The 20,347-nt window shown below is 59.6% G+C and carries 21 protein-coding genes and 1 tRNA gene; 16 read left to right on the plus strand and 6 right to left on the minus strand.

Annotated elements, in window-relative coordinates:
• Positions 1–21 precede the first annotated feature (21 nt).
• Together ACR0AD_RS08235 and dacB are read left to right on the plus strand one after the other, a co-directional pair.
• Positions 22–642 carry a nicotinate-nucleotide adenylyltransferase gene (locus ACR0AD_RS08235; RefSeq protein ID WP_480486731.1) on the plus strand — a complete coding sequence of 207 codons (621 nt, stop codon included), beginning with the start codon at positions 22–24 and terminating at the stop codon, positions 640–642.
• Between the two features lie 66 nt (positions 643–708).
• Positions 709–2,187, plus strand: a complete 1,479-nt coding sequence (dacB, locus tag ACR0AD_RS08240) for a D-alanyl-D-alanine carboxypeptidase/D-alanyl-D-alanine endopeptidase (protein WP_480486732.1) — start codon at positions 709–711, stop codon at positions 2,185–2,187.
• Between the two features lie 26 nt (positions 2,188–2,213).
• On the opposite strand, the gene ACR0AD_RS08245 is transcribed toward dacB, so the two are convergent.
• Positions 2,214–2,636: a tellurite resistance TerB family protein gene (locus tag ACR0AD_RS08245; RefSeq protein ID WP_209598583.1), complete on the minus strand. Its 423-nt coding sequence runs from the start codon at positions 2,634–2,636 to the stop codon at positions 2,214–2,216.
• Positions 2,637–2,754: 118 nt separating this feature from the next.
• A complete protein-coding gene (locus tag ACR0AD_RS08250) occupies positions 2,755–3,240 on the minus strand; it encodes a hypothetical protein (RefSeq protein ID WP_480483275.1) in 486 nt (161 codons plus the stop codon).
• Between the two features lie 210 nt (positions 3,241–3,450).
• Between ACR0AD_RS08250 and ACR0AD_RS08255 the strand changes: the two genes are divergently transcribed.
• From ACR0AD_RS08255 to ACR0AD_RS08280, 6 genes are all read left to right on the plus strand, one after another.
• The gene (locus ACR0AD_RS08255; protein ID WP_480486734.1) at positions 3,451–5,025 is read left to right on the plus strand and encodes a lysine--tRNA ligase; all 1,575 of its coding nucleotides are present in this window, start codon (positions 3,451–3,453) and stop codon (positions 5,023–5,025) included.
• Between the two features lie 48 nt (positions 5,026–5,073).
• The gene (locus ACR0AD_RS08260; RefSeq protein WP_480475250.1) at positions 5,074–5,475 is read left to right on the plus strand and encodes a DUF4864 domain-containing protein; all 402 of its coding nucleotides are present in this window, start codon (positions 5,074–5,076) and stop codon (positions 5,473–5,475) included.
• Positions 5,476–5,613: 138 nt separating this feature from the next.
• Positions 5,614–7,902 (plus strand): glycosyl hydrolase family 28-related protein, encoded by a 2,289-nt coding sequence (locus tag ACR0AD_RS08265; RefSeq protein WP_480486736.1) that lies wholly within the window; start codon positions 5,614–5,616, stop codon positions 7,900–7,902.
• Between the two features lie 141 nt (positions 7,903–8,043).
• Entirely contained in the window at positions 8,044–8,370 is a 327-nt protein-coding gene (locus ACR0AD_RS08270; protein ID WP_209507893.1) for an antibiotic biosynthesis monooxygenase family protein, read from the plus strand.
• Positions 8,371–8,434: 64 nt separating this feature from the next.
• Positions 8,435–8,842: a universal stress protein gene (locus ACR0AD_RS08275; RefSeq protein ID WP_209507891.1), complete on the plus strand. Its 408-nt coding sequence runs from the start codon at positions 8,435–8,437 to the stop codon at positions 8,840–8,842.
• 132 nt (positions 8,843–8,974) lie between these two features.
• On the plus strand, positions 8,975–9,403 hold the full coding sequence (locus tag ACR0AD_RS08280) for an excalibur calcium-binding domain-containing protein (RefSeq protein WP_209507889.1): 429 nt from the start codon (positions 8,975–8,977) through the stop codon (positions 9,401–9,403).
• Positions 9,404–9,418: 15 nt separating this feature from the next.
• On the opposite strand, the gene ACR0AD_RS08285 is transcribed toward ACR0AD_RS08280, so the two are convergent.
• Entirely contained in the window at positions 9,419–10,126 is a 708-nt protein-coding gene (locus ACR0AD_RS08285) for an ORF6N domain-containing protein (protein WP_480486738.1), read from the minus strand.
• A 110-nt stretch (positions 10,127–10,236) separates the two neighbouring features.
• Entirely contained in the window at positions 10,237–11,028 is a 792-nt protein-coding gene (locus tag ACR0AD_RS08290) for a formate/nitrite transporter family protein (protein WP_480486740.1), read from the minus strand.
• Between the two features lie 256 nt (positions 11,029–11,284).
• Here ACR0AD_RS08290 and ACR0AD_RS08295 point away from each other — a divergent pair, with 256 nt between their 5' ends.
• Entirely contained in the window at positions 11,285–11,575 is a 291-nt protein-coding gene (locus tag ACR0AD_RS08295) for an antibiotic biosynthesis monooxygenase family protein (protein WP_209507883.1), read from the plus strand.
• Positions 11,576–11,753: 178 nt separating this feature from the next.
• Here ACR0AD_RS08295 and ACR0AD_RS08300 read toward each other — a convergent pair whose 3' ends face one another.
• Both ACR0AD_RS08300 and uvrB read right to left on the minus strand, forming a co-directional pair.
• Complete coding sequence (locus ACR0AD_RS08300) at positions 11,754–12,404, minus strand: hypothetical protein (RefSeq protein ID WP_480486742.1); 651 nt, start codon at positions 12,402–12,404, stop codon at positions 11,754–11,756.
• 79 nt (positions 12,405–12,483) lie between these two features.
• The gene (gene uvrB, locus ACR0AD_RS08305; protein WP_480486744.1) at positions 12,484–14,670 is read right to left on the minus strand and encodes an excinuclease ABC subunit UvrB; all 2,187 of its coding nucleotides are present in this window, start codon (positions 14,668–14,670) and stop codon (positions 12,484–12,486) included.
• Between the two features lie 270 nt (positions 14,671–14,940).
• Here uvrB and ACR0AD_RS08310 point away from each other — a divergent pair, with 270 nt between their 5' ends.
• The 7 genes from ACR0AD_RS08310 to ACR0AD_RS08340 all read left to right on the plus strand — a co-directional run bounded on the left by ACR0AD_RS08310 (position 14,941) and on the right by ACR0AD_RS08340 (position 20,272).
• Positions 14,941–15,252, plus strand: coding sequence for an ETC complex I subunit (locus tag ACR0AD_RS08310; protein ID WP_209507877.1), 312 nt, complete (start codon positions 14,941–14,943; stop codon positions 15,250–15,252).
• Positions 15,253–15,729, plus strand: coding sequence for a GNAT family N-acetyltransferase (locus tag ACR0AD_RS08315; RefSeq protein WP_480486746.1), 477 nt, complete (start codon positions 15,253–15,255; stop codon positions 15,727–15,729).
• A gap of 21 nt (positions 15,730–15,750) precedes the next feature.
• A tRNA-Arg gene (locus ACR0AD_RS08320) sits at positions 15,751–15,827 on the plus strand.
• Between the two features lie 388 nt (positions 15,828–16,215).
• Positions 16,216–17,229, plus strand: a complete 1,014-nt coding sequence (gene iolG, locus ACR0AD_RS08325; RefSeq protein WP_480486748.1) for an inositol 2-dehydrogenase — start codon at positions 16,216–16,218, stop codon at positions 17,227–17,229.
• Positions 17,230–17,353: 124 nt separating this feature from the next.
• Positions 17,354–18,274, plus strand: coding sequence for a sugar ABC transporter substrate-binding protein (locus ACR0AD_RS08330; RefSeq protein WP_480486750.1), 921 nt, complete (start codon positions 17,354–17,356; stop codon positions 18,272–18,274).
• A gap of 68 nt (positions 18,275–18,342) precedes the next feature.
• Entirely contained in the window at positions 18,343–19,449 is a 1,107-nt protein-coding gene (locus ACR0AD_RS08335) for an ABC transporter permease (RefSeq protein ID WP_267364099.1), read from the plus strand.
• Between the two features lies 1 nt (position 19,450).
• Positions 19,451–20,272 carry an ATP-binding cassette domain-containing protein gene (locus tag ACR0AD_RS08340; protein WP_267364097.1) on the plus strand — a complete coding sequence of 274 codons (822 nt, stop codon included), beginning with the start codon at positions 19,451–19,453 and terminating at the stop codon, positions 20,270–20,272.
• The last annotated feature ends 75 nt before the right edge of the window (positions 20,273–20,347 follow it).

The raw sequence follows: 20,347 nt of genomic DNA on the forward strand, positions 1-20,347 counted from the left end.
GGTTCTGAACATCAGCAGGGTATGGAGCGATACGACATCCCATACGCGCGGCCCGGGCAGGTCGTTGGGCTGTTCGGCGGGTCATTCGATCCGCCGCATCGGGGCCATGTGCATGTAACGCGTGAGGCGATGAAGGCCTTTGGTCTGGATCGGGTGTGGTGGCTGGTGTCACCCGGCAATCCGTTGAAAGAGCGGGGGCCTGCGCCGATTGCGCGGCGAATGGCGGCGGCGCGGCAGGTGATGCGGCATCCGAAAGTGGATGTGACAGATATCGAGGCGCTGGTCGGAACGCGGGCGACGGCGGACACTCTGACAGCGCTCAGGCGGCTTTACCCGCAGGTGCGGTTTGTCTGGCTGATGGGCGCGGATAATCTGGCGCAGTTTCATCGCTGGAAAGACTGGCGGCTGATCATGGACACAGTGCCGGTGGGCGTGGTGGCGCGGCCGGGCGAGCGGATCTCGGCCCGGATGTCGCCTGCGGCGCGGGTTTATGCGAAGTACCGGATCGACGGGCAGGCACGGCATCTTTTGGGGCAGGCACAGGCCCCGGCGTGGTGTTTCGTGAACGTGCCGATGATCGATGTCAGTTCGACCGAACTCCGGACGCGCGGCGAATGGGGCGCAGAAGTGTTGCCGGAATAGCCCCAACGGGCGCATAATCAAACACAGTGGTTGTGTGCTTTTGATCTGTAGGATTTTAATTCGGCTATGGCTGGTCGTTTTTCACGTCGTTTGTTTCTGGGGGGATTAGGGGCGTCCCTGATCCCGGCAGCGGGCCTTGCGCAGGCGCCGCTTGTATCGCTGAGGCCGCAGGCGCGTGGGGTCATATTAAGCGGTGCCGAGCGATTGGTGGCCGCAGCAGGCCTGAAAGGCGAAGTTGTGTTTGCGGTTGCGGATGTGGCGACCGGGGCGCAACTGGAAGTGTTTGGTGACGGCGCAAGTCTGCCCCCGGCCAGCGTTGGAAAGGCAATGACCGCGCTTTATGCGCTGGATGTTCTGGGGCCGGAACACCGGTTCGAAACTCGCCTGGTGGCGGATGGCCGGATCGAGAAGGGCGTTCTGCACGGCGATTTGATTCTGGTTGGGGGCGGCGACCCGCTGCTGGATACGGATGCGCTAGCCTCGATGGCGGCCAATCTGCGCGAGGCCGGGATTATCGAAGTGCGCGGCGCGTTCAAGGTTTATGACGGGGCGTTGCCTTATGTGTTCAGCATCGATCCCGGGCAGCCGGATCATGTGGGCTATAGCCCGGCCGTCAGCGGCATTTCCCTGAACTTCAATCGTGTCCATTTCGAATGGAAACGCGCAGGGAGTGGCTATGACATAACCATGGATGCCCGCAGCGCGCGTTATGTGCCTGCGGTGGATGTCTCGGCCATGCGGGTCGAGGATCGCAGCCTGCCGATCTATACCTATCAGGCAAGCGCGCGGCAGGATCGCTGGACCGTGGCCAAGGGCGCGCTGGGCAATGGCGGGGCCCGCTGGTTGCCGGTGCGCAAGCCCGCTTTGTACGCGGGTGATGTGTTTCGCACCTTGGCGCGGTCGAACGGGATCGTTTTGAAGCGTGTTCAGGTGACACGCCAGAGCGTGCGGGGTGTTGATCTTGTGGTGCATCGCAGCGACAGTTTGGACCATGTCCTGCGCGGGATGCTGAAATACTCGACCAACCTGACGGCCGAGATGGTCGGGCTGGCCGCGACCAGGGCGCGCGGTGTTGACCCGCACACCCTGGCGGAATCGGCAGCCGAGATGAACCGGTGGGCCGCCAGTCGTTTCGGCGTGACCGGGATCGCCATGGTCGATCATTCGGGACTGAGCGATGCCTCGCGCATGGTACCGGCGGATTTGGTTGCGGCCCTTGTTGCAACACAGAAGTCGGGGATGTTGCGACCCCTGATGAAACCTTTTGCACTGACCGACCGGGACGGGCGGCCCGTCAAGAACCACCCAATCAAGGTTGATGCCAAGACAGGGACATTGAACTTTGTATCCGGGTTGGGTGGTTTCCTGACAACTGCGGACGGGGTTGATCTGGCATTCGCGATATTCACCGCCGACGTGGACCATCGCGCAACGATCCCACGCGCGCAGCGTGAGCGCCCGGATGGCGCACGCAGCTGGAACAGCAGATCACGGAAATTGCAGCGCGCCTTGCTGGAGCGCTGGGGATCACTTTACGGAAGCTGAAACCTGAAACCGGCCTGAAGCGGGTGTCAGACGGTGTGGCGCGCCCGGGCCCCGCGCTCGATCGCGGCCGCGTGCAGGCGGTCGATGTCCAGCTCGTACCGGATTTCTTCCAGCAGGCGCAGTTCGGATTCGGCCAGCGTTCCGTCAGCGGCAGCGACGTCACAGGCCAGGGCATAGGCGGTTTCGTTCAGGCGTTCGGGCAGGTTGTCCCGGATCAGGCCGAACAGCGCATCCAGCCCGTCTTCCTGTTCGAACAGGTCAAACACGACCTGCGACACGTGGCGCATCCGGTCGATGTCGTACCCGGCGAAAACCGGCAACATGTTCACGGCGACCTCGATCTTGACCAGCTCGGCGGTTCGGATGGTTTCGTCGGAGGCCGAGATCGCAACCATGATCGCCACAAGGCAATCCTGTGGGGACATCGGGTGGGGAACTTGCTCGGTCATTCGGGGCATCCTGCTTGGGTGTTTCTGATCGCGCACGATATGAGGGGGGGCGGTGAGGTTCAACACCTAGCTCGTGATTTGAGGCGGAAAAGCAGGTTCTGGGGGTTAGGAATTCTGTTTAACCCCGGTCGGGCATAACCCGGAGGTGCCGGAGCATGGTTTTCTCTGAAGCATTTTTGTGGTCAATCCGTGCGAGATAGTTCTGTGCCCGCTCAACCGGGTCATATCTGTACTGGTCGGGGCCAAGAAACTTGCGTGCATTCAGATCTGCGGTACTCAGAAGGTCGAAATTCACCAGTTCCAGCCAGCAATTCCACCCTTCATCATATTCGCCGGCCCAATTGTTCGTGTAATACCTGACAAGCCGGTTCCGGATCGTATACCCGTGGCAATCGAACGCGAGCAAGCCATTGGTGACGTAGATGTGGCTTCCGGCAAACCCTTCGGCAGGGACAATTCTTTCTGCATAAAAACCGGGCAGGGGCGACATCTTCAGATAGACGCCAGCGAGTATGTGGCAGGCGCCATTGCCGAAGAATATACGGTCCGGAAGCGCCCACCTGCGCTCGGGGTCTTTCTTAACACCGGGTTTCATTCTGTACATGAGTTGCTTTCGCGCCTGGACGTGGAGGAAGAAGGGTCGTGTGCCTATTGGGAAAACTGACAGTCCTTGCGGGGTGGCGCCAGTGATCTGGTGCCGCAGGATCGCGAAAAGTGTTGCCTGTCATTGACTCATGCTGCACTGGCACAATAGGAGGGGCCGGTCGGGTTGCGTGGTGCAGCCGCGACCGTTTCCCCAATGGAGCACATTGAAATGTCTGAACTGCGCGAAACCGCGATGTCGTCCAAGGCCTGGCCCTTTGAAGAGGCGCGCCGGTTGCTTAAACGCTATCAGAAAGGTGCTCCGGAAAAGGGGTATGTGCTGTTTGAAACCGGATATGGCCCGTCGGGCCTGCCGCATATCGGCACGTTCGGCGAGGTGGCGCGGACCACGATGGTCAAGCGTGCCTTTGAGGCGCTGTCGGACATCCCGACCAAGCTGATCTGTTTCTCGGACGATCTGGACGGGATGCGGAAGGTGCCCAGCAACGTGCCGAACCCCGAGGCGTTGGAAGAGCATTTGCAGCGCCCGCTGACCTCGGTTCCTGATCCGTTTGGCGAGTATGACAGCTTTGGCGAGCACAACAACGCGATGCTGCGCCGGTTCCTTGATACCTTCGGGTTCGAATACGAGTTCTATTCGGCGCGCGACTTTTATCGCTCGGGCCAGTTCGACGAGATCCTGAAGCGTGCGGTTGAACGCTATGACGACGTGATGGCCATCATGTTGAAAAGCCTGCGGGAAGAACGCCAGCAGACCTATTCGATCTTCCTGCCGATCCACCCGGAAACCGGGCGGGTTCTGTATGTGCCGATGAAAAAGGTCTGCGCCGAGACCTACACCGTCACCTTCGATGATGAAGACGGCAAGGAATGGACGGTTCCCGTCACCGGCGGCAACGTGAAGCTGCAATGGAAGCCGGATTTCGGGGCGCGCTGGGCGGCACTGGGCGTTGATTTCGAGATGTACGGCAAGGAACACGCGACCAACGAAAAGATCTATGACGGGATCTGCCGGGCCTTGGGTGGCCGCGCGCCCGAGCATTTCAGCTATGAGCTGTTTCTGGACGAGAACGGACAGAAGATTTCGAAATCGTCGGGCAATGGTGTCTCGATTGACGAATGGCTGACCTATGCGCCGACCGAGTCGCTGGCTTATTTCATGTACCAAAAGCCCAAGACGGCCAAGCGGATGCATTTCGACGTGATCCCGAAAGCCTATGATGAGTATCATCAGCAGCTGCGCGCCTATCCGGGGCAGGACCTGAAGGCGCAGTTGAACAACCCGGTCTGGCATATCCACGGCGGCGACGTGCCGGAATCGACCCTGATCGTTCCCTTTGCGATGCTGCTGAATCTGGCATCGGTTTCCGGTGCCGAAGACAAGGAGGCGCTGTGGGGCTTTATTCGCCGCTATGCGCCCGAGGCAACGGCAGAGAGCCATCCCGATCTGGACAAGGCAGCCGGTTTCGCCGTGCGGTACTTCAACGATTTCGTCAAACCGACGCGTAAGCATCGCGCGCCGACGGATCAGGAGCGCGAGGCGCTGGAAGCGCTGAAGGCGGCGCTTGAGGCATATGATGGCCCGACCGAGGATGAAGCGTTGCAATCGGTGGTCTATGCCATCGGCCGCGAGCGGTTTGATCCAATGAAAGGGTGGTTCTCGGCGCTTTATGAGGTGCTGCTGGGGGCCTCGCAAGGGCCGCGTTTCGGGGGCTTTATCGCGCTTTACGGCGTGCCCGAGACCATCGCGCTGATCGACAAGGCACTGGCCGGAGAGCTGGTCTGATTTGACCTGAACCGGCATGGGGCTATCCTTGGAACAGGAGGTGGCCCCATGCGTCGACTACTGCTTGCATTATCCCTGAGCGCCGGGCTGGCGTCGGGCGCATTTGCGCAGAGTGCCGAGATCGAGGCCAATATCGCGGCACAGATACAGGCCTTCCGGGCGGATGACTTTGCGACCGCCTTCACCTTTGCCAGCCCCAGCATCCAGCGTCTGTTCCGAAACCCCGACAATTTCGGCGCGATGGTGCGCAATGGCTATCCCATGGTCTGGCGCCCCGCCGATGTGCGTTTTCTGGAACTGCGCGAGGTTGACGGCGCGCTGTGGCAGAAGGTGATGATTACGGACGGTAACGGGCGGGTGCATCTTCTGGACTATCAGATGATCCCGCTGACGGAAGGCTGGAAGATCAACGGGGTGCAACTGTTGGGTGCCGCTGACCCTGCGGCCTGAGGCAACACCACCGTCACGGTGAGATGAGCCGTGGTTAATTCCTTTTCGATATCCAGACTGTCGCGTTCGGGGCGGACCTGAACACGGGGTTTGAACGCGTCGCCGGATTTGCGCGGCGCGATTGGGAAAGGGTTTTCAATGAACAAGGCAATCACCGACGGCATCGTGTTCATGCCGCCTCAATTCGCGAATGGTCTGACGGTCTGGTCTGCGGGGGACGGAACGCCCGGGTCGCCCACATATGGCGGGTCCGGCACCGGGGTGTTTGTTCCGGCGGATGCGGATTTTGCCGGTTGCCTTGAAATCCTGAAGGTCAACACAACGCAGCAACTGCGTTACATGGGGCAGACGCCGATCCTGCCCGGTTGCTATTTGCAGATCAAAGCCCGGGTCAAGGCGATCAGTGGCCCGTTGCCGTCGGTGCGCATTGCAGCCTGGGCCGGTGGCGCGGGTGATGTGCATGTGGCCGGTGTTGTGGAACAGGGGCCTGCCACCCAGCTGTCGGGCTATGGCACGGTTCACGAGATCACCGCGATTGTCGGCACCGGCCAGCGCCCGGGCGTGGACATGCCCTGGGGGCTTGCCGCCCTTTACGGGCATTTCGGCCTGGATATCGAAGGGGCCAACGGCGCGCTGGTGCGTGTCGATGATCTTGAGATCACCGATGTCACCGGGTTCTTTCTGCGCGAGATGATCAGCCTGGTCGATGTGCGCGACTTTGGTGCCGTTGGTGATGGTGTGACGGATGACTCGGTTGCGTTTGAGGCGGCGGATCAGGCGGCCGGTGGCCGCCGGGTCTTTGTTCCGCAAGGCATCTATCACCTTGCGGAAAACACCAGCATCGATGCGGAGATTGAATTCGAAGGCACCGTTACCATGCCGGATGACAAGATGCTGTTGCTGACCAAGGATTTCCATCTGCCCGCATATATTGAGGCGTTCGGAGATGAGGAGCTGGCCTTCAAGAAGGCGTTTCAGGCGCTGCTGAACAACTCGGACCACGACTCGCTGGATCTGGGCGGGCGCAAGATTTCCGTTTCCGCGCCAATCGACATGGCCGCTGCGGTTCCCAACAAGCAAAGCGGCTTTTCCACGCGCCGCGTGATCCGCAACGGGCAGTTCGATGTCAAAAGCGGTACCGCCTGGGACACCGAAACCTTCACCTCTGTCGCTACTTATGACCCCTTGGACAAGACACGCCTGACCAATGTCGCCAATGTGGCCAATATTCCGGTAGGATCGCTGGTTGAAGGCAGTGGTGTCGGGCGTGAGGTTTACGTGCGCTCGAAAAACATAGGTGCCGGTGAGATAACCCTGAGTGCACCCATCTATGACGCCGCCGGTACCCAGACCTTTACCTTTCAGTCGTTCAAATACCTGCTGGATTTCAGCGGTTTCGATACGTTGCGGAAATTCGGCATGGAACAGATCGAGTTTCAGTGCAACAGCCGGTGCAGCGGTATTCGTCTGGCGGCCTCGGGCAGTACGTTTTCGTTGAAAGACTGTTTTATCAGTCGCCCGAAGGATCGGGGCCTGACCTCGACCGCGACGGGGTGCAAGGGGCTGCTGATCGACAATTGCCAGTTCCTGTCCTCAGAAGAAGCGCTTGACGTGACGGACCGGAATTCCATCGGGCTGAACACCAACTCGAACGATGTGAAGCTGCGTCACAATCAGGCGGTGCGGTTCAAGCATTTTGCCGTTCTGGGCGGCGGTACTAATTTGGTTCTGGGCAACCATTTCTTTCAGGGCGACGGCATCCCGCAGGGGGTCCGTACCGCGGGGCTGATCATGATCGGCACCTACAACACTTCGACCATTGCCGAGAACTATGTCGACAACTGCTTTATCGAATGGACCAACGAACGCGATGCGGCGCCGAATTATACCAGTGGTTTCTCGTTCAGTTCGATGAGCATCACGGACAATATCTTTTTCTCAAGCGATGCACCGGCCTGGTTCAGTTATATCATCATCCGCCCCTATGGCGCTGGCCATTACCTGAATGGCGTGACGGTGACCGGCAACAAGTTCCGCGCCACCAGCGGTTCGATTGAGCGGGCGGAACGGGTCGATACGTCTTTTGCCGATCTGGACAATAACAGGCATTCGAACGTGACCTACGAGAACAATACCTATCACGGGATTGGCAAGAGATCCTCGAACCCGCTGCGCATCCGCAGCCAACAGAACTCGGTCGCGAATGTCTGGACTGTTTCGGCAAACGGCGAATTGCCATTTGGCGGCAAGGCGCGCGGCTGCGACGGGGTCACTGCCATCGGGTCGCTGACCGGGGTGTTCAACAACCTTGTCTATTCGGCCCCTCATGTTCTGACCGAACAGGGGGTCAGTGGCGACAGTCTTATTCTGCGCTGGCCGGATCACCTGAAAGGCGAAGTCTCGGTCACGATGCGAATGGAGCGTTGAAACAGCGGCTGGCCGCCCATTCCGGGGTGGGCAGCCGCCTGACAAACGGGCGCAGAAAAGCGCTGATTGGCGCATCGGCAAGGAAATAGGCGACGTTTCAATCTGATGTGCTAGGCTTGGGGAAAGAAATGGAGAATCCCGATGCCGAAAATCGCCAAAAACGCCAGTGTTCAGACAGTTATCACCACGTTTGAAATGACGCCCGGCACCTGTCAGGACCTTTTGGAAGCGCTGACCGACGCCTATTCCGAGTTCATCTCGAAGCAGCCCGGCTTTGTTTCCGCGGGGCTTCATGTGAATGATGCGCAAACCCGGATCGCCAACTATTCGCAATGGCAACGCCGCGAGGATTTCCTGGCCATGCTGCGGACGCCCGAGATGCGAGACCGCAACCGCAAGATCAACGAGCTATGCAAGAGCTTTGAGCCGGTCATGTATGACGTTGCAGAGACATTTGGCTCTACCTGACCTGAATCAAAGCCTGCGGTGCATGTCTGTTTCAAAGTAAGTCTGCAAAACGGAGGCGCATGCTATGTATCACAACATTCTCGTTCCGATCTCTTTCGATGCTGAAAGAGATACGTCCGGGCCGTTGAAACTGGCCCGGGTTCTGGCCACGCCGGACGCGCAGGTCACATTGCTGCATGTGGTTGAGCATATTCCGAATTATGCAATCTCGTACATGCCGGCGGAATATCTGTCCGAGGCCCGAAAGGCGATTCAGTCAGAGCTTGATACGCTGGCGTCGCAATTGCCGAATGCCACGGGCGTGGTGGTCGAAGGGCACTCCGGCCGGACCATTCTGGATTGGGCCGAGGCGCATCACCCGGACCTGATCATCGTGGCCTCGCACCGGCCGGGGATGCAGGATCTGCTGCTGGGGTCAACCGCGTCCCATATCGTACGCCACGCCCCTTGCGCGGTACATGTGGTCCGGTAACGGTCGGACATCACCGGCAGTAAGCAAAATTGTGCCTGTGCGGGCGGTGGTTTTGGGCCGGGCCAGATTTTTTGAACCCGGTGGAACTGTGTTGCCTCGGCTTTGCCACATATTGCCCTTATGGGTCGGGGCATGTTGTTCAAGAAACCCTCGCAGGAAGCACCTGACCTGAACCCGCGCTCGGCCAGACGACACCAGCGCGCCGAGGCGGCGCGGCGGCAGGCGCTGTCCCCGCTGCGAATCCTGATCATGGTTCTGCTGCTGCCGCTGACGACCGTGCTGATTGCCACGGGCGTCTTTCTGCGCACCTCGGGCTATGAGCGGGACGAGGCGGTGATCCACCTGATCGCGCTGGCGGGGTGTGATGCGACACAGGCCATGGGGATCGGTCCGTTCCGCGCTGGGCAGCCGGGATATCATGAGCGCAACGACCCGGATGGTGACGGGGTGGCCTGCGGGTATGCCGAGCTGGAGCTGCCACGCGCGACCACCGTGCAGGCACAGGACCAGCCGAAGCCGCGCGAACGGTCGGTGGGAAGCGCCAAATTCGTGCGCCCCTGAATTCGGGGGAAGGGTCTAGCCTTTCATCGCCTGTAGCAGTTCCAACAACCCTTTGCGGTCGTCGTCACTGGCATAATCGCCGGTGGCCAGCCGTTCGGCGATACGCAGGCGCAGGCGTTCCTGTTGAGTGCGGACCTCTTCCCCGGCGGTTTCGGCCAGTGTCTTCATGATCACCGCCACGGCCTGTTGGCGCTTGGTGGTGGGGTTGGCGATGTAATCGACAAGGCTCTGCTGGCCGGAATCGAGGATGTTTTCGGCCAGTTCACGCAGTTGGTCGCCATTGGGCAGCAGCGGGGCGGGGGCCTGTTCGGGGGGCAGGATTTCCGGCAGGTTGCGTGGAACCTCGGCCAGGGCGTTCGCGCCATCGACAAAGGCTTCGGTGATCATCCGCGTGATCTTGATCGCGCGCGGGTCCTTGAACAGGGCCGAGGCGATGGCCACGCCGTAATCGGTATAGACCCACGGATTGACCCGCCGCCCGCCGCGGCCTTTGGGTTTTGATATCACATTCTGTGATTGCAAATCGGCAACCTCGGCATCGGTCAGCTGAAAGCGGTAGCCTTCGAACAGGTCGGTGTTTCGCGAGACGGCCTGATTGAAGGCGCTGACGGATTTTCCGTAGAACTGCGCCAGATCCTCGGCCAGCACCACACGGGTGCCGCGCACCCTGTGAATCGCACTTTGCACCTCATGCGTGCTGGGCAGGTTTTTCGGGTTCGTCATGGCAGCCGTTTGGAATCACAATTTGTGATTTCAAACGTGGAGGAGGGTGGGGCGGGGTGCAAGGGTGGAGTGTGGGGATCTCCTTGCCCTAAACCTGATAAACCGCGTGCTCAGCCGGGCGTATTGCGCAGATAGGCAAAGCGATAGGCAAGCGCGACGCCGCCTGCGCCGCCGACAATATTGCCGATCGTGACCCAGAACAGGTTGCCCATGGCCGCGCCCAAACCGAAATCGGCACCGGCAAGCGCGCCCTGCGGCAGCAGGTACATATTGGCGACCGAATGTTCGAGCCCCAAGAGGACAAACGCCGCTATGGGCCAGAGTACCGCCATGATCTTGCCCGCCGCTGTTCTGGCCGCGAAGCTCAGCCAGACGGCAAGGCAGACCAACGCGTTGCACAGAACGCCGCGCGCAAACGCCTGGGTGGCAGAGAGGTCGGCCTTGCCATTTGCGATTGCTGATGCGGTGGCCCCCATGGGCCCGTCAAACAAGCCGGTTGCAGCGAAGGCCAGAGCCAGCGCGATAGACCCGACCAAGTTCCCAAGGTACACGAGGCCCCAGTTGCGCAGCAGGGCGCGCGGCGAGATTTTCCGGTCCACCGCCGCGATAGTCATCAGGGCATTTCCAGTGAACAGCTCGGCCCCGCCGACGATCACAAGGATCAGGCCCAGCGAGAACACGACACCACCCAGAAACCGGGCCGGTCCGAATCCGGGGTCAACGCCGGTCATGACCATGGTGAAGGCGGCCGCGCCGAAACCGATGAACACGCCCGCGAGTATCGCCAGAGTCAGCGTCTGACCGACCGTGAGATGTGCCTTGGCAACGCCAGCGGTTTCAACCAGCTCGGCGATCTGGGCGGGTTTGTAGGCGTCTATGCCGGTTGGGTTCTGTGTTTGCATGGGACCCACTTTGCCGACGCATTCGCGTTTCGACATTGATTGGGATCAAGCATCCATCGGTGCAAAAACAACCGCACTGGGGGCGAGGCTGCAACCCTGAAGGGACAGCCGCCCGGATGCAGTGCGGTGTATGGTTGAAAATCGGCGCAAATCGCCGGTATCAATGCGAGATTTCGGGCCGTCGTGCTAGGGTACGCGCGGCGGGGCCGTTCCGGCCGTGTTACATGGCAATTTCGCCAGACGAGGGAGGAAAGTGATGTTTGCACGAATTACCCAATACAAAATGAAGCCCGGTACGCGCGAGGCGGCAACGGCGAAGATGAATGAATTGAAATCCGACATCATGGGTATGCCCGGCATGCACAGCTTTACCAACGTGATGAACGAGGATGGTTCAGGCTATGTGATCTCGGTGGTCGAAAGCGAGGCGACCTCGAACGCAAACGCGCCTAAAGTGGCCGAGCTGTGGGGCCATTTCGCCGAATTCATGGAAGGCCCACCGACGCCGGTTGGGTACGACGTGATTGCCCATTGGGATAAGGGGTAGCGGTTAGGGCGGGGATAGACCCGCCCTTTCTTTTATTTGGAGAGAACAGCGATTTGGACCTCATGTGGTCTGGCCAGGGTGTTCGGGTTCGTCATGGCAACCGCTTGGAAACACAATTTGTGAATTCAAACGTGGAGGAGTGCGCGCTGGGCTGCAAGGGTGGAGTGTGGGATGTGACTTACCTACTCAGGCAAACGCTCATAACTCTTTCCTTAGTATCACCGCCGTAACGGGTGTTGGACGGCAGTGCGATCCAGTCTCTGTGCCGATAACTCCAAAGAAACGGCCAATTCTCGCTGTTACACGCGACGCCATGTGGGGACTGGTAACCGTCGGAGCGTTCTCGAATGGACTTGAACAAAGACGAACGTTCTATGATGCGTAACTCGGATGCTTTCGCGTATCTTTTCATTTGCCATTGCACTTGCAGGTTTTGCAACGCGACCGGACCTATCACTGTAAGCATTGCGCCAACAATAATAGTCGGTATTTTTGCCTTGCCCGGCATGATCGCAGCGGCTGCGGCCACCAAAAACAGTAAAATCAACGCCGCAAAGAAAAAAACAAAAAGTCTCGCGGTTAAAGCATCTCCCAGTAAAAATAGGATTGAGGCGGGCCATACAGCGAGCGCCAGCATTCGTAAGCCGCTAAAGCTCGAATCTACTCCAAGTCCCCAGATGATCATCAAAAGGAGCACGAACCATAGCATTGATATACTTCTGCCGGGCGACGCTTCGCGCCATCCTGCGAGCACACTTACCCATACCCAAACCATTGCTAGGAGTGAAATTGTTCCGAGCAGTCCAACTACAATAAGAAGCGTGATCAAAAAACTTTCCTAAACCGATTGTCTAAGAAGATAGATTTCCTGCTTTGAGGCAAATTGCAACCGTCAGTTGCGTTTTAACCTACCTCTTCCGCCGCTTAACATTCCCACCCCTTTGCCCCGGCCGTCCAGCCGTAGACCGCCCACGCGATTTCACGGCATCTTCCGAGGCTTTCTCGACCGCCCATTGGCGGGCCATGGGGTCGTCGGCGATGGCCAGATCGACCGCTTCCAGGCGTTTGATTTCATCGCGGATGTTAGCGGCCTCTTCGAATTCCAGGTTCTCGGCGGCTTTGCGCATCTGGTCGCGCAGCCCGTTCAGGTGCGCCTCGAGATTGGCACCGTGCATCGGTTTGTCGATGGCGGCGGTGACGCGGTTCATGTCCACGTCGCCCTCATAAAGCCCGGCCAGAACATCCTCGACATTCTTTTTCACGGTCGCGGGCGTGATGCCGTGTTCCTCGTTATAGGCCATCTGCTTGGCGCGGCGGCGGTCGGTTTCGGCCAGCGCGCGTTCCATCGAACCGGTGATCTTGTCGGCATACATGATCACCCGGCCATCGGCGTTGCGCGCGGCGCGGCCGATGGTCTGGACCAGCGAGGTCTCGGACCGCAGAAAGCCTTCCTTGTCGGCGTCCAGAATGGCGACCAGCCCGCATTCGGGAATGTCGAGCCCTTCACGCAGCAGGTTGATGCCGACCAGCACGTCGAACGCGCCCAGACGCAGGTCGCGCAAAATCTCGATCCGTTCCAGCGTGTCGATATCGGAATGCATGTAGCGCACCTTGATACCCTGTTCGTGCAGGTATTCGGTCAGATCCTCGGCCATGCGTTTGGTCAGCGTCGTGACCAATGTGCGATAGCCATCGGCGGCGACCTTGCGCACCTCGTCCAGCAGGTCGTCGACCTGCATCGACACGGGGCGGATTTCGACCTGCGGGTCCAGCAGGCCGGTGGGGCGGATCACCTGTTCGGTGAAGACGCCGCCGGTCTGGTCCAGCTCCCACGCGGCGGGGGTGGCCGAGACGAAGACGGATTGCGGGCGCATGGCATCCCATTCCTCGAACTTCAGGGGCCGGTTGTCCATGCAGGACGGCAGGCGGAACCCGTGTTCGGCCAGCGTGAACTTGCGCCGGTAGTCGCCCCGGTACATGCCGCCGATCTGCGGCACGCTGACATGGGATTCGTCGGCAAAGACAATGGCGTTGTCGGGGATGAATTCGAACAGGGTCGGGGGCGGCTCGCCCGGCGCGCGGCCGGTCAGATAGCGCGAATAGTTCTCGATCCCGTTGCAGACGCCGGTGGCCTCGAGCATTTCCAGATCGAAATTGGTGCGCTGTTCCAGCCGCTGCGCCTCGAGCAGTTTGCCTTCGCCGACCAGCTGGTCGAGGCGCGTCCGCAGTTCTTTTTTGATCCCGATGATGGCCTGCTGCATCGTCGGTTTCGGCGTCACGTAGTGGGAGTTCGCATAGACCCGGATATGGTCCATCGTGTCGGTTTTTTCGCCGGTCAACGGGTCGAATTCGGTGACCTGTTCCAGTTCCTCGCCGAAGAAGGACAGTTTCCAGGCGCGGTCTTCGAGGTGGGCGGGCCAGATTTCCAAACTGTCGCCCCGCACCCGGAACGAGCCGCGCTGAAACCCCTGATCGTTACGGCGGTATTGCTGGGCCACCAGATCGGCCATCACCTGCCGCTGGTCGTATTCGTGACCGACCTTCAGATCCTGCGTCATCGCCCCGTAGGTTTCGACCGAGCCGATACCGTAGATGCAGCTGACCGAGGCGACGATGATCACGTCATCGCGTTCCAGCAACGCCCGCGTGGCCGAGTGGCGCATCCGGTCGATCTGTTCGTTGATCTGGGATTCTTTTTCTATGTAGGTGTCAGAGCGCGGCACATAGGCCTCGGGCTGGTAATAGTCGTAATAGGACACGAAATATTCCACCGAGTTTTCGGGGAAGAAGCCCTTGAATTCACCGTATAACTGCGCCGCCAGCGTCTTGTTGGGGGCCAGGATGATGGCGGGGCGCTGGGTTTCCTCGATCACCTTGGCCATGGTGAAGGTCTTGCCCGTTCCGGTCGCGCCCAGCAGCACCTGATCGCGTTCCCCGTCCAGCACGCCGCCTGCCAGTTCCTTGATCGCCGTGGGCTGATCGCCCGCCGGGTTGAATTCGGTATGCATCACGAATTGTCGGCCGCCTTCCAGTTTCAGGCGCGCGCGCACGTCTTCGGCGGTCAGTTGGGTCTTGTCGGAATGGGCGTAAGGCATTGGCAGGCTCCGGGCGTCAGGCCCTTACATTTGTTCTTATTTTGTCCAACTGCAAGGGCCGATCCGGATTCATTGCCCGCTATGCGGTCTGAGGCCGTGCGACGGGTGAGATGGCGTGATGTTCTTGCGTACGTTTGGCGCGACCCTATCCCAGCCTGATGACAGATTCTGGCATGAGTTCGCAGGCGAGGGCCGCGACAATTGCAATCTTGCCCCCGGGCGCGCTCTGACGCATAAACGGGCTCAGCCAAGTGAGTACGGAGAGGCGACATGCGCGCACGGATCTACCAGCCCGCAAGAAATGCGATGACCTCGGGGATGGCCAAGACCCGCAAATGGGTTCTGGAATACGCCCCGGCCTCGGCGCGCGAGGTTGATCCGCTGATGGGCTGGACGTCGTCCAGTGACACGCAGGCTCAGGTACGCCTGAAGTTCGACACGCGGGAAGAGGCGCTGGATTATGCCAAGGCCCACGGTATCGATGCGCAGGTCAGCGAGCCGCACAAGCGCAAGCCCAATCTGCGCGCGCGGGGCTATGGCGAGAATTTCGCAACCGACCGGCGTGGCCCCTGGACGCACTGAATGATCGAAATCCGCGAGGCTGACCCGACATCGGACGTATTGCGCCCGATTGTCGAGGCGCATTTTGCCCATGGCGAAACGGCGGGACCTGCGGAAAGCAACCACACGATGGACGCCAAAGCACTGGCTGCCCCGGGGGTGCGGTTCTGGGCCATTTTTGACGGACAGCAGCCATTGGGATGCGGTGCGCTGAAAGCGCTGCCCGATGGAACCGCCGAAGTGAAATCGGTGCATATTCTGGCGCAGGCAAGAGGGCGCGGGCTGGCGCGCGTGCTGATGGTGCATCTGGCTGAACAGGCTGGCGCAGAGGGGTGCGAGGCTTTGGTTCTTGAGACCGGGGCGAGCCATCTTCGCGAATATGATGCCGCCCGCAAGCTGTATGAGTCGCTGGGATATTCCTATTGCGGGCCTATCTTTGGATATGTTGATGATCCCAACAGCGCATTCATGCGCTTGCCTCTTGAACCCCGCGGGTAAAAACCGCAAGAAGGGCGCAGCGGTCCCTTAGCTCAACTGGATAGAGCAGCTGACTTCTAATCAGCAGGTTGAGGGTTCGAGTCCTTCAGGGATCGCCATTTGCAAACCAGATCTATACCGGACATGCGCCTGCTTTGGTCGGCGCGTCGTGATCTTGTGGCTGTTTGGTGTGGTATGAGGGGCTGGACGAGGGGGTCATGCCAGCCCCTCTAAGGGGGTCACAGAGTGGTAGTATGTGTTCCTTACGTACAATCTAACGTGATTCACCGTGCGGCGATATTGGGGGATTCCCGTAGGTTGGCATTTGCGCGGAAATATGCGTGTCAGGCAGTGCAATCCTGTTGAGATCAGACCGGGTTTTTGCGCGGTATTCGTGTTGAGGCTGTAGAAGCCGCTGGCAAATCCGGGGGTGATGCAAAAAATATATTGCAACCGGTTGCAAAGAAAATCATTGTTACGCACAACAACAAGATTCGGGAGAGCTGCATGTTGAGGGTCGGATTGCTGGGTGCCGGGCGTATTGGGCGCGTTCATGCGCAGGCCATATCTTCCCATCCGGGAAGCAGGCTGTGTGCGGTATCCGATGCGCTGCCCGAGGCGGCGAACAGCCTCGCGGATGAATATGGGGCCGAGGCACGCAGTTCAGAAGAAATTATCGCTGATCCCGAAATTGACGCGGTTCTGATTGCAACGCCGACGGATACGCATTCCGACCTGATCGAGGCGGCCACGGGCGCTGGCAAAGCCGTTCTGTGCGAAAAGCCCGTCGATCTGAGCCTTCAGAGGGCACAGGACTGTCTGACAGCCGTCGCGGGGCGCGGCAAACCTGTCATGATCGGGTTTAACCGGCGGTTCGATCCTAATTTTGCGGCTTTAAAGGCCGGTTTGGACGCAGGTGAAATCGGCAAGGCCGAACTGTTGTCGATCACGTCATTTGACCCGGCCCCGCCACCGGTCAGCTACGTAAAAGTGTCCGGAGGACTGTTTCGGGACATGATGATCCACGATTTCGACATGGCGAACTTTCTGATGGGGGATGTGCCCCAGACCGTCACAGCGGTGGGATCGTCGCTTGTGGATGCAGAGATCGGCGCAGCAGGCGATGTGGACACGGCCGTGGTCACAATGACTTACGCAGACGGCCGGATTGCGGTCATCAAGAACTCGCGCCGGGCGGCCTATGGGTATGACCAGCGGGTCGAGTTGCTGGGCTCGGAAGGGTTGTTGCAGGCGCATAACATGCTGGAAAACACCGTCGTGAAATCGACGGCGGATGGCGTTGTGGGCGCGAAGCCGACTTATTTCTTTCTGGAACGCTACATGCCGGCCTACCGCGTGGAATGGGCCGCATTTGTTGATGCTGTCGGCGGCGGTTCCGACGTTCCCGTCACGTTGCAGGATGGTGTGGCAGCGCTGGCGATGGCCGAGGCCGCGACCCTGTCAGCGCAGACGGGAATGCCCGTCCGGATGGAGGAAATTTTGAAACCGGTTGCAAAATGACCAAAATTCTTCAAACTAACGACAGCTCGGCCCTGAGCCGCAGCCACTGAGATTCGGCACAGCCGGATGATTGGGGCCGGTACCCCAACAGAAGATCAGACTGAACCAATGGGAGGAAACTGAAATGAAGAAATTCGTTAAAGGTGCACTTGCCGCAGGGGCACTGGCCCTGGCGACGCCCGCTCTTGCGCAGGACATCGTGGTCGTATCGCATGGCCAGGCCAATGACGCATTCTGGAACGTCGTGAAGAACGGTGTTGAGCAGGCTGGCAAGGATGTCGGTGTGAATGTGGAATACCGCGCGCCGGAAACCTTCGACATGGTGGCCATGTCGCAGCTGATCGACGCTGCCGTGAACCAGGAGCCCGATGGCCTGATCGTTTCGATCCCGGATGCGGATGCGCTTGGCCCGTCAATCGAACGCGCCGTTGCCGCAGGCATCCCGGTGATCTCGATCAACTCGGGGTCGGATGTGTCGAAACAGCTGGGTGCGTTGCTGCACGTGGGTCAGGACGAGTTTGACGCCGGGAAAGCTGCGGGCGAACAACTGGCTTCGATGGGGGGCAAAACCGCGATCTGTGTGAACCACGAAGTGGGCAACGTTGCGCTGGACCTGCGTTGTGCAGGTTTCGCGGAAGGCTTTGGCGGTAATGTCGAAGTTCTGCCGACCTCGAACGATCCGTCGGAAATCGAGTCGAAAGTCTCGGCTGCTCTGGCCGCTAACGAAGCCGTCGATACGGTTATGGCGCTGGGTGCAAGCTCGGCCGGAGAGCCGACTGTTGCCGCTGTCAAAGCATCGGGCCGTGACGTGAATGTTGCGTCCTTCGACCTGTCGGCCAACTTCCTGCAATCGATTGCGGATGGCGACGCGGCCTTTGCCATCGACCAGCAGCAGTATCTGCAAGGGTACCTGTCGGTGAACTTCATGGGCCTGCACGCCAAATACGGCCTGATGCCCGGTGGTAACGTTCCTTCGGGTCCGAACCTGATCACTCAGGATAAGGCCACGCAGGTGATCGAGCTGTCCGCGCAGGGCATCCGCTGATCCATACCGCAACCTGAACAAAACGGGGCGGCGCGGTGGCGCCGTTCCCACCCAAGTGGGAGGAAACGATGAGTGACTCAGCGCAAATCGCCGGGGACGAAAGGGTCAAGAAAGAACCTTTCATGACCAAGCTCATGAAACGGCCCGAACTCGGTGCAATGGCGGGCGTCGTTCTGGTGGTCATCTTCTTTGCCATCACAGCAGACGATTCGATGTTTACCCTGGCCGGGGTCATGAACTTCATGACACCTGCGGCACAGCTGGGCATTCTGGCAATCGGTGCGGCCCTTCTGATGATCGGCGGCGAGTTTGATTTGTCCATCGGTTCTATGGTGGCGTTTGCGGGCCTGTTTTTCGGCGTCTGTGTGGTGACATGGCAGTTGCCACTGATCATTGCGATCCCCATGACATTTGTATTCGCGGCATTTGTCGGGGCAGTGAACGGCAATATCGTCATAAGATCCGGCCTGCCGTCCTTTATCGTGACGCTGGCTTTCCTGTTTATTCTGCGCGGTCTGTCGTTGGTTGGCCTCAAGGCGGCGACCGGAGGGTCGACCCAGTTGCGCGGTGTGCGTGACGTGGTTGAAAACGACTGGCTGGCGCCGTTCTTTTCGGGCGAAGCCTTTGGCAGTCTGTTTGCCTGGCTGGCGGCCAACGGCATGATTGACACCTTCAAAAGCGGAGCACCCAAGGTACCCGGCGTTCCGGTCGAAATCCTGTGGTTCATCGTGCTGGCATTGGCAGCCACCTACGTGTTGCTGCGGACCCCGGCCGGAAACTGGATTTTCGCGGCGGGCGGTGACAGCACTGCGGCATCGAATTCAGGTGTTCCCGTGAGCAAGATCAAAGTGTCCCTGTTCATGCTGACCGCCTGCTGCGCTGCACTGGTGGCTATCATTACGGTGATCGACGCGGGCTCGACCGACGCGCGGCGCGGTTTCCAGAAAGAATTCGAGGCGATCATCGCCGCCGTGATCGGGGGCTGTCTGCTGACGGGCGGATATGGCTCGGCCATCGGGGCGTTCTTTGGGTCGATCATCTTTGGCATGGTTGTCATCGGACTGACCTATACGGATTTCGATCAGGACTGGTTCCAGGTGTTCCTGGGCGCGATGCTGCTGATTGCCGTTCTGTTCAACAACGCGATCCGCAAACGCGTAACCGGGGAGCGCTGATATGACCGAAGATACCAAGTTCCACCACGGCGATGCGGCGGGCGATCAGGCCCCCATCGTGGAAATGAAGGATATCGAAAAGCACTTTGGCAACATCATCGCATTGGCGGGCGTCAGTTTTGACGTCAAGCCGGGTGAATGCCACTGCCTGCTGGGCGATAACGGCGCGGGTAAATCAACCTTCATCAAGACCATGTCCGGGGTACATAAACCCACCAAGGGCGAGATCTTTTTCGAGGGCAGGCCGCTGCATTTCGACACCCCTCGGGATGCGATGGAGGCAGGCATCGCGACCGTGTTCCAGGATCTGGCGATGATCCCGCTGATGAGCGTCACACGCAACTTTTTCATGGGGCGCGAGCCGACCAAGGGTAAGGGTCTGCTGAAACGGTTCGATGTTGAACACGCGAATGAGGTCTGCATGGAAGAGATGCGCAAGATGGGCATCAACCTGCGTGGGCCGGATCAGGCCGTTGGCACCCTGTCTGGGGGGGAACGGCAGACCGTCGCCATTGCCCGCGCCGTGTATTTCGGGGCCAAGATCCTGATCTTGGACGAACCGACCTCGGCCCTTGGTGTGCGCCAGACCTCGAACGTTCTGGCCACCATCGACAAGGTGCGAAGTCAGGGCGTCGGCGTGGTTTTCATCAGCCACAACGTGCGTCACGCGTTGGCGGTGGGTGACAGGTTCACCGTTTTGAACCGGGGCAAGACGCTGGGCACAGCAACGCGTGGCGAGATCACGCCAGAGCAGTTGCAGGACCTGATGGCAGGCGGTCAGGAAATGGCCGAGCTTGAAGGATCGCTGGGCGGTACGGTTTAAAGTTCAGAACTTGGATGCCCCAATGGGGCATCCATCGGGCGGTGGCACGTGACGCCACTCTGTATTCAGGCTTTG

This window comes from Ruegeria sp. BH8, assembly GCF_056538065.1.